Source organism: Marivirga tractuosa, assembly GCF_042140215.1.
Lineage (GTDB): Bacteria > Bacteroidota > Bacteroidia > Cytophagales > Cyclobacteriaceae > Marivirga > Marivirga tractuosa_A.
Genome location: NZ_CP159478.1, coordinates 3252195 through 3263742, shown reverse-complemented (window position 1 = coordinate 3263742; position 11548 = coordinate 3252195). Strand labels below are relative to the sequence as shown.

Genomic DNA, 11548 nt, shown 5'->3' with positions numbered 1-11548 from the left:
CTAAAAAAGTAATTAAATGAACAGAGGCTTATCTATTCAATAAGCCTCTGTCAGTAATCTAAAAATCTGCGTTATCCGGTGTTCTTGGGAATGGAATCACATCTCTAATATTTCCCATTCCTGTTACAAAAAGCATAAGTCTCTCAAAACCTAGCCCAAATCCGCTATGAGGAGCAGTACCGAATTTACGGGTGTCTAAATACCACCATAATTCATCCTCAGGAATGTCCATTTCTCTCATTCTTTGAGTCAGCTTTTCTAATCTTTCTTCTCTTTGTGAGCCACCCACTATTTCGCCAATACCTGGGAATAAAATATCCATAGCACCTACCGTTTTGTCATCATCATTCTGACGCATGTAGAAAGCTTTGATGTCTTTTGGGTAATCAAATAATATCACAGGCTTTTTAAAGTGCTTTTCAACCAAGAACCTTTCGTGTTCTGATTGCAAATCTGCTCCCCAACTTTCGATTATGTAGTTGAATTTTTTCTTTTTATTTGGCTTACTGTTTCTTAGGATTTCGATTGCTTCAGTATAACTTACTTTTTCAAAATCATTTTCCAAAATGAATTGTAATCTTTCCAATAAGCCCATTTCCTGACGCTCATTTTGTGGTTTTTGTTTATCTTCCTCATCAGCTCTATTGGCTAGGAAATCTAAATCTTCTTTGCAGTTTTCCAATGCATATTTCACCACATACTTTAGCATCTCCTCTGCCAAATTCATATTGTCATTTAAATCGTAGAATGCCATTTCAGGCTCTACCATCCAGAATTCAGCTAAATGGCGAGTAGTATTGGAGTTTTCAGCTCTAAAAGTTGGTCCGAAAGTATAAATTTCACCTAAGGCCATGGCACTCAATTCGCCTTCCAACTGACCAGAAACCGTTAAATTGGTTTCTTTGCCAAAGAAATCCTGCTTATAATCCACTTTTCCATCATCCGTCATCGGGATTTTATCCAGATCGAAATTAGTCACATGGAAAGTTTCTCCTGCACCTTCCGCATCATTGGCGGTGATGATAGGAGTATGTAGATTATAGAATCCTTTTTCGTGGAAGAACTGGTGGATGGCAAAAGCCAAGGAATGACGAATTCTAAATACCGCACTAAAAGTACTACTTCGCATTCTGAGGTGAGCTTTTTCCCTCATAAATTCCATAGAATGCTTTTTAGGCTGCAATGGATATTTTTCAGGATCTGCTTTTCCTAAAACCTCAATATTTTCTGCTAAAATTTCAACGGATTGACCTGCCCCTTGAGAAGCCACCACTTTTCCGACTACACTAATGGCAGCACCTGTGGTGATATCTTTTATAATATTTTCTGAAATTACTTCCGGATCAGCCACAATTTGAATGTTATTAATAGTGGAGCCGTCATTAAGCGCAATAAAAAAAACAGGTTTTCCACCTCTTTTCGTTCTTACCCATCCTTTCACATTTGCTTGTTGTTCAGTAGCTTCACTAGATAATAGTTTATTGATTTTAATTCTTGCCGGAACAGTCATAAAATTATTGCGTTTATAAATTGTAAATTTTAATTCGCCAAAATTCGATATTATTGGCTTTTTATCAAAGATATAATGTGCATATAATTAAATTTTTAATGCTTAATTCGAGAATTTAAAATAAATTTGAAGTAAGAACATTGGCACAATTTTTAGTGAAATAGATTTATGCAAAAATTAGTACTCTCACAATCCTTAGGACAAAGGTTGTCCCCTCAGCAAATTCAGTTTATAAAACTGTTACAAGTGCCTACTGCTGAGTTGGATACACGAATTGAGGAAGAATTGGAGATAAATCCAGCCTTGGAAGAAGGGAAAGAAGAGCCCGAAGAAGATAATTATGAAGAGGATGATTATGAAGAAGAGGCTACAGATGATTTTGATATAGATGATTACCTGCATGATGATGAAGCTGGCTACAGAATGCAAGGTGATGGAAATGGGCAAGAGGAGGAGAAAGAGATGCCGATTGCTATGGGTACCACATTGAATGACCAATTAATGACGCAATTAGGTTTTTTGGGTTTAGATAAACATCAATATAAAATCGGAAAGCAGTTAATTGGAAGTATTGAAAGCGATGGTTATATCCGTAGGGAAATCAATGCTATTGTTAACGATTTGGCATTTTCTCAAAATGTGAATACTGATGAAGATGAGGTAGAAAGCGTTTTGACTAAGATTCAGGATTTTGATCCAGCAGGAATTGCTGCCCGTAATTTACAGGAATGTTTATTGCTTCAACTGGAAAGAAAAATTGACCAATCTGATGCAGTAGAGTTAGCTTATCGAATCATCGATGAATGCTTTGAGGAGTTTTCTAAAAAGCATTATGAAAAAATAGTGAAGAAGCTCGATATTGAGGATGAATCTCTATTTAAGGATTCAATCGATACTATCAAGCGTTTAAATCCAAAGCCAGGTGGTTCTGGTTCAGGGGCAGTAAGAACACAATTTTTAATGCCTGATTTTATTTTAACTAATCAAAATGGTGAACAGGTTATTACCTTAAATTCAAGAAATGCACCCGATTTAAGGGTTAGTCCTTCCTATTCTGAAATGCTGAAAGCCTACGATAAAGGCGATAAAAAAGATAAGAAATTAAAAGAGACTGTTGGTTTTGTTAAGCAAAAATTGGATGCTGCCAAATGGTTTATTGATGCTATTAAGCAACGTCAGTTTACGCTATTAAATACTATGCAGGCTATTTTAGAATATCAATATGAGTTTTTTAGGGAAGGGGATGAAAGCAAATTGCGTCCAATGATTCTGAAGGACATAGCCGAAAAAATTGATATGGATATCTCTACGGTTTCCAGAGTGGCCAATAGTAAATCCGTTCAAACTGAATTTGGTATTTACCCATTGAAATTCTTCTTTTCAGAAGGAATTGCCACGGATTCTGGAGAGGATGTGAGTTCCAGAGAAGTGAAAAATACCTTAAAGGAGTTTATTGATAAGGAAGATAAAAGTAAGCCATTATCAGATGATAAATTAGAAAAATTATTAAAGGAAAAAGGCTATCAAATTGCCCGAAGAACAGTTGCTAAATACAGAGAGCAGTTGAATATTCCTGTTGCACGATTAAGAAAAGAGTTATAGTGAGTAAATTCTGGGCGCATTTCATATCAATAGTTTTTCAACCTTTGCTTATTCCAAGCTATATTTTCTTAGGGATTTTATTTTTTCTTCCCTATGCTTTAAATATGTCTGGAGATTTGGCTTGGCGTTTTATGTCCATGGTTTTTATGACCACTTTCCTCATTCCTTTGATGGGGATTTTACTTTTGAAATTTACCCGCAATATTAGCAATCTAAATATGGAAGACAGAAAAGAGCGAGTCTTTCCGTTTTTGTTTAATGCTATTTTTTATGGGGCAACTACTTATCTGTTTTGGGAAAAATTTCGATTCCCAAATTTGGTGACCGTGATTTTATTATCGGTAACCATTAGCATCATAATCTTAACAATAATTACCATTTGGTGGAAAGTAAGTGCCCATTCGATTGCCATTGCTGGAGCAACGGGAATTTACTTAGCGCTACTTATAAAATCGGAGCCTTCTAATTTTTACTATGCAGTTGCTTTGTGCTTTTTGTTTTGTGGATTAGTAGGAAGTGCCCGATTAAAATTAGCGGCTCATGACAGCAGACAAGTATGGTTTGGTTTCCTGATTGGGTTTTTTGTAAATTTCCTCACAATTTTGATATTTAATTAATAAAAAATAAATAATGTACGAGTTTTTAAAATACGAACTTCAAGATGGTGTTTGTACCATCACCTTTAATCGTCCTGATTTTTACAATGCATTTAATGATGGTATCAGTTATGAATTTCAAGATGCTTTGAAATCAGCTGGGAAAGACCCAGAAGTAAGGGTAGTAGTCATAACAGGAGAGGGGAAAGCTTTTTCATCTGGTCAGGATTTGAAATCTGCTCGTGATGAAGATGATAAGATGTTTTATAACTCATTAGAGAAAAGATATAATCCCATCATCAGGGCAATGCGCAAATTACCCAAACCGATTATTGCCAGATTAAATGGAGTAGCAGCAGGGGCAGGCTGTTCATTAGCTTTGGCGGCTGATATGATTGTGGCAGCTGAATCTTCTAAGATGATTGAAGTATTCATCAATATTGGATTAGTGCCTGATTCTGGTTCTTCATTCTTCCTTCCTAATTTGGTAGGTTATCAAAAAGCTTTTGAATTATGTGCAATGGGTACTAAAATTACTGCGCAAGAGGCTTATGAGTTAGGAATTGTCAATAAAGTAGTGAAAGATGATGAATTAGATTCTGCTGTAAAATCATATACTGATTATTTTGCAAAAGCGCCAACTAAATCAATTGGCATGATTAAGAAAATGTTGAATAAAGCAGCAACTTCATCATTAGATGATATGTTGGAATATGAAAAATACTCTCAGCAAATAGCAGGAACTTCAGAAGACTATAAGGAAGGAAAAAAAGCCTTTTTAGAGAAAAGAACACCTGAGTTTAAAGGGAATTAAATAAAAAAACCGCTTGGAATTATCCTAAGCGGTTTTTTAGTGACCTCGGCAGGATTCAAACCTGCAACCTCCACAGCCGTAATGTGGTGCACTATTCAGTTATGCTACGAGGCCATTTTTTGTGATTCGGTTTTTGCTTTCGCTTTTGAAAACAATATCTTATCATTAACTACGTTTGCTAATGAGCTTGCAAAGGTAGAAAATAATTTCTTATAAGAAAAAGGAAATATTTATTTATCCTCTGCATAAAACGCTATCTTTGTTATTCAAAAGTAAAATTCAAAACATTACCAATGAAAAAATTATTCGTATTTGCTTTAACGATACTTACAGCTGCGGCTACGATAAATGCCCAAAATTTAAAGGAAAAAAATACCTTTGGGCCTAGACCTGATTTAAAAGGGGATTTAACATTATCCTTTGGTTTAAATATGTTGTACAATAATGACGTAGAGGATTTAAATCTGAGAACTTTTGGTAATAATTCCTTCAAAATTGGATATATGTATCCTATACAAATATCTAATTCTAAATTAACTTTTAATGCTGGCTTTAATTTCTCCTTTGACAAATTTGCCTTTGATGGTGATTCTACAACTTTAGGAGTGGTTTCAGGAACAGACGAATTAAGAAATGTAAGGCTTCAAACCATTGGTGAGGATTTGACTGGACCAAATGGATTTGTAGAGAAATCTAAGTTTGAATCAAATTATGTAAATATTCCACTAGAATTCAGATATTATTTCAATAAAGACAAAATTGACGATGGTGGGTTATTTTTATCTGCAGGGGGTAGTATAGGATATTTGATTAATGGGAAAACTAAAATCAAATATGTAGAAAACGAACAAACTAAGAAAATTAAGCAAAAAGAAAGCTTTGAGTTAAATCAATTCCGCTACGGAGCCCATTTTAGAATTGGTATAGCAGGTTTTGGAGCTCATTTTGAATATGATTTTTCTGAATTATTCAATCCTGGAAGAGGTCCTTTAAATAATGCTGAGGTACCCGTTGCCACCCAAACAACTCCATTTAGATTTGGATTGAGTTTTAATTTATTCTAGTATTGAAGTAGCTACTTAATAATAATTTATTGAAGAGCATCTAAAGAAATTTAGATGCTTTTTTATTGTTTAAAATCTAGTATTCTATGAAACCCAAGTATTTTCTTTTTGCTTTTACTTTCTTTCTTCTATCAAACTGTAATTCAAAAGAAGATGAGAAATATGCAGATAAATTAGAAGACTTTGCTGTTTCTATGAAAAATAAATATGGGGCAGAATATCAAGATAAAGTGGAGTTTTATGAATTAAATAGTTTTTCTGATTCCATCAATGGTGTACCAATTGGTAATTACAGTTTTAAGGATTATTATGGTAATGAAATTAATTTGCTGACAGCATCAAAACCAGTTTTGTTAGAATTTTTTGCTTCATGGTGTGCTCCTTGCATTAGCTCTATTCCAGCATTGAATAAACTGTCATTAGAATATCCTGAGGTTCGTTTTATTGTATTGGCACATGATACTTCTGATAAGCTAAAGAAATATGCCGATCAATTCAATTCAAATATTCATCTGATCCCTTCTGATAAGGAAGTGAATGCTGGAAAGTTATTAAAATTAGAAGTGGGAGAATTTCAGAGTGTGTTTCCATTTCCAGCTACTTTTTCTATTGATGCTAATGGAATTATTCAAAATGTATTATTGGGAGCTCCAAGATCAGGTACTTTTGGAGGAATTAAGGTTACCGAGGAAGAAGTCCATGAAGCAAATTTGTTAAGATTAAGAAGGGAACTTGATAAGATTGTCTCTAAATAGCTTCATTCCCATTTGATTTCTAAATGCAACTGATCTTGAGCCACGACAGTAGAAATTTTAGCTTTATCTATTTTATCAACTTTTAAGTTGGTTTGCCCTTCTTCAATTTTAACAGTTTGTTGTTCTATTACATTTCTTGAATCCTCTTTATGAAAAACCACTACTACCTCAATGCCATCTGGGATTTCAATTTCAATATAATCTTTATCAGAAGTAATAGATTTTAAGTTTGATGGTGGAGTTTCTTGTTTTAAGAGTCCAATGATTTTTTTGCTATCTGGGACTCCATAACCTATATAATTATTGGGGGTTTCATTTAAATGGCTGCCTGATCTAATCAGATTGATGACTTCAAGATTGCTCAATGTACTATCATATTCCCATATACAAGCTGCTAATCCCGTAATGACAGGAGCTGAAAATGAAGTGCCATTTGCAGCAAAGCAAGCTACATCGGGTTTAATATAATCCAATTTTTCAGGCCCTATGGAAGAGTAATAAATCTTAGACCAATCATCAAAACGAACTGCTCCGACAGTCAATACATCTTTTGCATCTGAAGGTAGAGACAAAATCTCCCACTTATTATGCCCATCATTTCCCGCAGCACTCACGATTAGCATTCCCTTTTCTGCAGCCATTTGAGCAGTTTTAGTAATCATACTGCTTTTTCCATTTACTTCTTTCTTACTGTGGTTCTCTTTTCTTTTATCAAATCCATCCGTATAACCCAGAGAGGAATTGATCAATCGAATTCCCATTTCATGGAACAACTCAATTGCTTGAACCCAATAATCTTCTTCTAACCTTCTTTCCCTTATGCCGTGATCTGTTCTGGCTAAATATAGCTCCGCATTTTCAGCCATACCGTATTTTATGGAAGTTCCATTATCAGATCCTGCTATCATTCTTAAAACTTGAGTTCCGTGGTCATCTCCGGCTATTCTTTTACCATAGAAAGGATAATCATTTCCTTTTAAAAGGTAGTCCTGAAAAAATTTTATCTGCTCATTCTTGATTAGGTGTTTTAAGGATGGTTCTGCATCTGCACCCATAAAACCACCATCAATTACACCTATTTTCACACCTTTACCACTTAATCCCATGCTATCGGTTATGAAGTGAGCCTTAATTTGTTCCAGTGCATAAGAATATTCTATTGGCGTTAAAGTTTCAATGGATAGAGGTTGTAATTCTTTTTGTGTTTTTAGACTTTTCACAAATCCATATTCTTGTAAGGAGCTTACATTTTTTTCCTTGGTGGAAATACTCACTACAGGATTCCATTTCGACTGATAATGAAACACCAAATCTTTAGGAAATTGTTTTTTTAGACTGTCCTTTAAGTATTCTATTTGGCTGCTTTTTATATTGAGATCTTCAATATTAAATTCCAGCCAATACTTCTCCTGTGCTAAAACTGCAATCGAAAGCAGATAAAAAGGGATTATGAAGAAGATTGTCTTGAAAAAAGCCTGTTTTAACATGTCTAATGAGATAATAAAATGTAAATTTGAAATTTACGAAGCAAAAACGATTTATTTGATATAAAAACTAAATTTATGAGATACAAAACTTTAGATTCATCTCTTTATATAAAGAACCGCAAAAATTTCATGAAACAAATGCCAGCTCGTTCTTTGGCAGTTTTCAATTCCAATGATGTGATGCCCATGAATGCAGATGGTACTATGACCTTCTGGCAAAACAGTGATTTATTCTACTTGACGGGAATAGATCAGGAAGAAAGCATTTTGGTTTTATTTCCAGATTTTGATAATGATAACTGGAGAGAGATTTTGTTTGTGACAGAAACCAACGAGCACATAGCCGTTTGGGAGGGGCATAAATACACCAAAGAAGAAGCCACAGCTGCCTCAGGTATCCCAACTGTGATGTGGTTATCACAATTTGAAACCGTTTTCAATACTTTAATGGCAGAAGCCGAACAAGTTTTCATCAACACCAATGAGCATATCAGAAATGCTACTCCTGTGGAAACTAGGGATATGCGATTCATTAAATGGTTACAAGAAAGGTATCCTGCTCATCAATACAGAAAAGCAGCGCCTATTTTATATGATTTAAGAGCGATTAAGGATCCACAGGAAATCTCTCAAATGGAAAGAGCTTGTAAAATTACAGAGGATGCCTTCAGAAGGACTTTGAAATTTGTTAAGCCCGGAGTCAAGGAATACGAAGTGGAAGCTGAGGTTTTACATGAATTTGTACGACAAGGCTCTAAAGGATTTGCTTATACACCAATTGTGGCCTCTGGAGCTAATGCCTGTGTCTTGCATTACATAGAGAACAAGGATGTTTGCAAAGACGGTGAGTTACTATTGATGGATGTGGGAGCAGAATACGGTAATTATAATGCCGATATGACTCGTGCTATTCCAGTTAACGGAAGATATACTCAACGCCAGAAAGATGTCTATAATGCGGTATTGAGGGTAATGAAGGAATGTTATAAAATCTTAACACCAGGTAACAGAATTCCTGAATACCATAAAGAAGTGGGCAAATTGATGGAAAGTGAGTTGTTAGGCTTGGGCTTATTGGATAAAACGGATATCAAAAATCAAGACCCAGCAAATCCAGCATATAAAAAATATTTCATGCACGGCACTTCTCACCACATTGGTTTGGATGTACATGATGTGGGCAATATTTATAGAGAATTTGAACCGGGTATGGTATTCACTATTGAGCCTGGTATTTACATCCAAAATGAAGGCTTAGGCATTCGTTTGGAAAATGATGTAGTCATCACTAAAGATGGTCATCACGACATGATGGGCAATATTCCGATTGAAATTGATGAGATTGAAGATATAATGAATAGCTAAGAAATAAAAAGCGATGGTTGAGAGGTCATCGCTTTTTTATTCAAAAACAGCCACAGCCCTAACCGGAGAACCCGTTCCGCCTCTTATTTTTAAAGGAAATGCTATAAAACGGAATCTTCCTCTTCCGATAAGTTGATGCAGATTGATCATGTTTTCATAATGTGTGAAGACTAATTCACCGCAAATTTCATGGACTTCTTTATTGGAGACTTTTCTAACACCTGGAGACATGGTTTCAACCCCAAAAGCTGAAATCTTTTGCTCTCCTAACCAACGAGCAGTTTCAGCAGAAATACCAGGCCATTTCCCCAATTTTCCGAATTGAAATGTTTCCTGTAATGGTCAGTGTAAAGTAGAACAGTATCACCTTTATTAATTTCTACATTAGCTTTTTCGCAAGCCAATTTAACTTCATGTGGTTCTATTAATTCTGCTAGATTTTTATGTGAGAAGTCTAAACAAATCCCCTCTGTATAGAACATAGATAAAGGCATTTTATCAATAGATTGCCCTTCATATTGTGGCGCCATGTGGTTTATGGCATCTACATGAGTGCCGGTATGTTCACCCAATTCCAATTTATGTACAGCTGGTGTACGCTTTTCAGGATTTTTAATTCCAGCCCATTCTTCATGAGAATTATGGATTTCCATTTTGACTTGAGGAAGGTCTTTAAAAACTGGCATTCCTTCATAAATTTCTTGGCTAAGGTCAATGATTTCGGGCATTTTATTTTATTTAGTTCTGTCAACCCAGTTTTCAAGTTTTATGCCTGAAATTCTTTCAAATTCATTTGTGTTTTCGGTAATCATAATTAATTCATTCTAAACTGCCGTACAACCAATAAATAAATCTAAATCACTAATCATGTTCCCAGTCTTTCTTAATCGAGCTTTTTCTTTTCCATAAATGGTTATTGCATCATAAATAGGTAAAACTGAAACGATTTCGCATAATTGTTCAACAAGTTTGTGATTTTTTAAAGGATTCTGACTGTTTTCGGCACCATAAACTAGTTCAGCTAAGGTTATTTCTGAAATTGCACAATTTTCAGCTTTAGCCATTTCAAATTTTTCGGCTACACCAAATTTCCCTCTAAAAAAATGTATGCAGATATTAGTATCAGGTAGGTATTTCATTAAAATCAATATTATCCTGTTTCTCAACTCTTGATTTTCTGATTTCTTCAATAATTTCATCTGACTCACGAGAATCATCCCATGCTCCTGATATATCTTTTAAACTGATTCCTTTTTTTTCTTTTTCTTCGATAGATTCAGTTAATTTGATAATCAAGTTTTTTTTCGACCGATTATCAAGTTGAGAGAGAAATCCAAAATATTTGTCAATTGTTTTAGCTGTTAAGGATAAAGCCATAATTATTTTTTATAAAAATACGAATTATTTTATAAATGCAATATTTATTAAGGAACGTTCATTATAGCTATTCTATGAATTTTATAAAGTCAAAAAATGTACAGATTATATATTATAGCCATGAAAATAATTCTATTCCTCCTTTTCCTCCCGTTTAACCTACTAGCCATTGATCCTGATAGAGAATATACTTTAACTCCCCATTCCATTGGTTGGGAATATGAAGAGTTAACGGTTACTACAGAAGACGGATTTGATTTGAATACTTGGATTTATGCACCTAATCCTGATAATGAGAAAGATGAGGTGCTGATTTTAGCATATCCCGATGCTGGGAATATGTCCTTTTACGTTTACCATGCTTCCATTTTGGCGAATTTAGGCTATACTGTCATCACCTTTGATTATCGAGGATTTGGCAAAAGTTCTGATTTTGAAATTAAGCCAAATAATCTATTCCATCTTGAGTTTTCAAATGATTTAAAAGCGATAGTAGATTTCACTAAAAGTAGATTTCAAGATAAAAACATTGGTATTTGGGCATGGTCAATGGGGACGATGGTAACAACCTATGCTTTTGAGGAAATCAAGGGGAACATTGACTTTCTGATTTATGATGCATTCGTCTATAATCCTGAGAATCATATTCAAAGGATAAAATCTGTAAAGGGAAAAGAGACTTTTTCACCAATTAAATCTGAAGACTATATCCAAAAATGGAAGGCTATTGATATTCCCATTTTACTTTTTGCAGGGAAAGAGGACAAAATCACCACAGCTCAGGATGCTAAATCAAATAGATATGAATTTAATATAAAACCAGTAATAAAAATTTATGATGGAGGCCATTTAATGGGATTTCAGCATGAAATTGAGACTCGTGGTTTTGGTAACTGGTATTCAACCAAAATGGATGAATTTATTCAGAAGAAATGATTGTTTTAATTTTATATTTCAACAACTTTAATGATCTTGTTT

The 11548-nt window shown here is 34.5% G+C and carries 13 protein-coding genes and 1 tRNA gene; 7 read left to right on the top strand and 7 right to left on the bottom strand.

Translation table 11 applies throughout. The annotated features are described in order from the left end of the window. Positions 1-58: 58 nt before the first annotated feature. Positions 59-1510, bottom strand: a complete 1452-nt coding sequence (gene asnS / locus ABWH96_RS14700; protein ID WP_375578274.1) for an asparagine--tRNA ligase — start codon at positions 1508-1510, stop codon at positions 59-61. A 168-nt stretch (positions 1511-1678) separates the two neighbouring features. Between asnS and rpoN the strand changes: the two genes are divergently transcribed. The 3 genes from rpoN to ABWH96_RS14685 are packed head-to-tail and all read left to right on the top strand — an operon-like array spanning position 1679 to position 4522. Next, positions 1679-3112, top strand: coding sequence for an RNA polymerase factor sigma-54 (rpoN, locus tag ABWH96_RS14695; RefSeq protein ID WP_375578273.1), 1434 nt, complete (start codon positions 1679-1681; stop codon positions 3110-3112). Further along, complete coding sequence (locus tag ABWH96_RS14690; protein ID WP_375578272.1) at positions 3112-3729, top strand: PA-phosphatase; 618 nt, start codon at positions 3112-3114, stop codon at positions 3727-3729. Before rpoN ends, ABWH96_RS14690 begins: the two co-directional genes overlap by 1 nt. 13 nt (positions 3730-3742) lie before the next feature. After that, positions 3743-4522, top strand: coding sequence for an enoyl-CoA hydratase/isomerase family protein (locus ABWH96_RS14685; RefSeq protein WP_375578271.1), 780 nt, complete (start codon positions 3743-3745; stop codon positions 4520-4522). A gap of 40 nt (positions 4523-4562) precedes the next feature. Here ABWH96_RS14685 and ABWH96_RS14680 read toward each other — a convergent pair. Next, positions 4563-4636, bottom strand: a tRNA-Arg gene (locus ABWH96_RS14680). Between the two features lie 179 nt (positions 4637-4815). On the opposite strand from ABWH96_RS14680, the gene ABWH96_RS14675 reads away from it, so the two are divergent. Together ABWH96_RS14675 and ABWH96_RS14670 are read left to right on the top strand one after the other, a co-directional pair. Then, positions 4816-5586, top strand: coding sequence for a porin family protein (locus ABWH96_RS14675; RefSeq protein WP_375578270.1), 771 nt, complete (start codon positions 4816-4818; stop codon positions 5584-5586). Positions 5587-5672: 86 nt separating this feature from the next. Next, positions 5673-6341, top strand: coding sequence for a TlpA family protein disulfide reductase (locus ABWH96_RS14670; RefSeq protein WP_375578269.1), 669 nt, complete (start codon positions 5673-5675; stop codon positions 6339-6341). Between the two features lie 2 nt (positions 6342-6343). Here ABWH96_RS14670 and ABWH96_RS14665 read toward each other — a convergent pair whose 3' ends face one another. Further along, positions 6344-7828, bottom strand: a complete 1485-nt coding sequence (locus tag ABWH96_RS14665; RefSeq protein ID WP_375578268.1) for a S8 family serine peptidase — start codon at positions 7826-7828, stop codon at positions 6344-6346. A 75-nt stretch (positions 7829-7903) separates the two neighbouring features. Between ABWH96_RS14665 and ABWH96_RS14660 the strand changes: the two genes are divergently transcribed. After that, on the top strand, positions 7904-9193 hold the full coding sequence (locus tag ABWH96_RS14660) for an aminopeptidase P N-terminal domain-containing protein (RefSeq protein ID WP_375578267.1): 1290 nt from the start codon (positions 7904-7906) through the stop codon (positions 9191-9193). A gap of 36 nt (positions 9194-9229) precedes the next feature. On the opposite strand, the gene ABWH96_RS14655 is transcribed toward ABWH96_RS14660, so the two are convergent. The 4 genes from ABWH96_RS14655 to ABWH96_RS14640 form a co-directional block, all read right to left on the bottom strand. After that, on the bottom strand, positions 9230-9505 hold the full coding sequence (locus tag ABWH96_RS14655) for a cyclase family protein (protein WP_375578266.1): 276 nt from the start codon (positions 9503-9505) through the stop codon (positions 9230-9232). Next, complete coding sequence (locus tag ABWH96_RS14650; RefSeq protein ID WP_375578265.1) at positions 9460-9921, bottom strand: cyclase family protein; 462 nt, start codon at positions 9919-9921, stop codon at positions 9460-9462. The genes ABWH96_RS14655 and ABWH96_RS14650 overlap by 46 nt, the downstream gene beginning before the upstream one ends. A 96-nt stretch (positions 9922-10017) precedes the next feature. Continuing rightward, the gene (locus ABWH96_RS14645; protein ID WP_375578264.1) at positions 10018-10332 is read right to left on the bottom strand and encodes a PIN domain-containing protein; all 315 of its coding nucleotides are present in this window, start codon (positions 10330-10332) and stop codon (positions 10018-10020) included. After that, positions 10316-10570, bottom strand: coding sequence for a hypothetical protein (locus tag ABWH96_RS14640; protein ID WP_375578263.1), 255 nt, complete (start codon positions 10568-10570; stop codon positions 10316-10318). Before ABWH96_RS14640 ends, ABWH96_RS14645 begins: the two co-directional genes overlap by 17 nt. Positions 10571-10666: 96 nt before the next feature. Here ABWH96_RS14640 and ABWH96_RS14635 point away from each other — a divergent pair, with 96 nt between their 5' ends. Continuing rightward, entirely contained in the window at positions 10667-11506 is an 840-nt protein-coding gene (locus ABWH96_RS14635; RefSeq protein WP_375578262.1) for an alpha/beta hydrolase, read from the top strand. Positions 11507-11548 lie beyond the last annotated feature (42 nt).

What these genes read in the sequence shown, in the direction of transcription:
- asnS (WP_375578274.1), bottom strand. Translation starts at nt 1,510, where the DNA reads ATGACTGTTCCGGCAAGAATTAAAATCAATAAACTATTATCTAGTGAA.
- rpoN (WP_375578273.1), top strand. Translation starts at nt 1,679, where the DNA reads ATGCAAAAATTAGTACTCTCACAATCCTTAGGACAAAGGTTGTCCCCT.
- ABWH96_RS14685 (WP_375578271.1), top strand. Translation starts at nt 3,743, where the DNA reads ATGTACGAGTTTTTAAAATACGAACTTCAAGATGGTGTTTGTACCATC.
- ABWH96_RS14675 (WP_375578270.1), top strand. Translation starts at nt 4,816, where the DNA reads ATGAAAAAATTATTCGTATTTGCTTTAACGATACTTACAGCTGCGGCT.
- ABWH96_RS14670 (WP_375578269.1), top strand. Translation starts at nt 5,673, where the DNA reads ATGAAACCCAAGTATTTTCTTTTTGCTTTTACTTTCTTTCTTCTATCA.
- ABWH96_RS14665 (WP_375578268.1), bottom strand. Translation starts at nt 7,828, where the DNA reads ATGTTAAAACAGGCTTTTTTCAAGACAATCTTCTTCATAATCCCTTTT.
- ABWH96_RS14660 (WP_375578267.1), top strand. Translation starts at nt 7,904, where the DNA reads ATGAGATACAAAACTTTAGATTCATCTCTTTATATAAAGAACCGCAAA.
- ABWH96_RS14650 (WP_375578265.1), bottom strand. Translation starts at nt 9,921, where the DNA reads ATGCCCGAAATCATTGACCTTAGCCAAGAAATTTATGAAGGAATGCCA.
- ABWH96_RS14645 (WP_375578264.1), bottom strand. Translation starts at nt 10,332, where the DNA reads ATGAAATACCTACCTGATACTAATATCTGCATACATTTTTTTAGAGGG.
- ABWH96_RS14640 (WP_375578263.1), bottom strand. Translation starts at nt 10,570, where the DNA reads ATGGCTTTATCCTTAACAGCTAAAACAATTGACAAATATTTTGGATTT.
- ABWH96_RS14635 (WP_375578262.1), top strand. Translation starts at nt 10,667, where the DNA reads ATGTACAGATTATATATTATAGCCATGAAAATAATTCTATTCCTCCTT.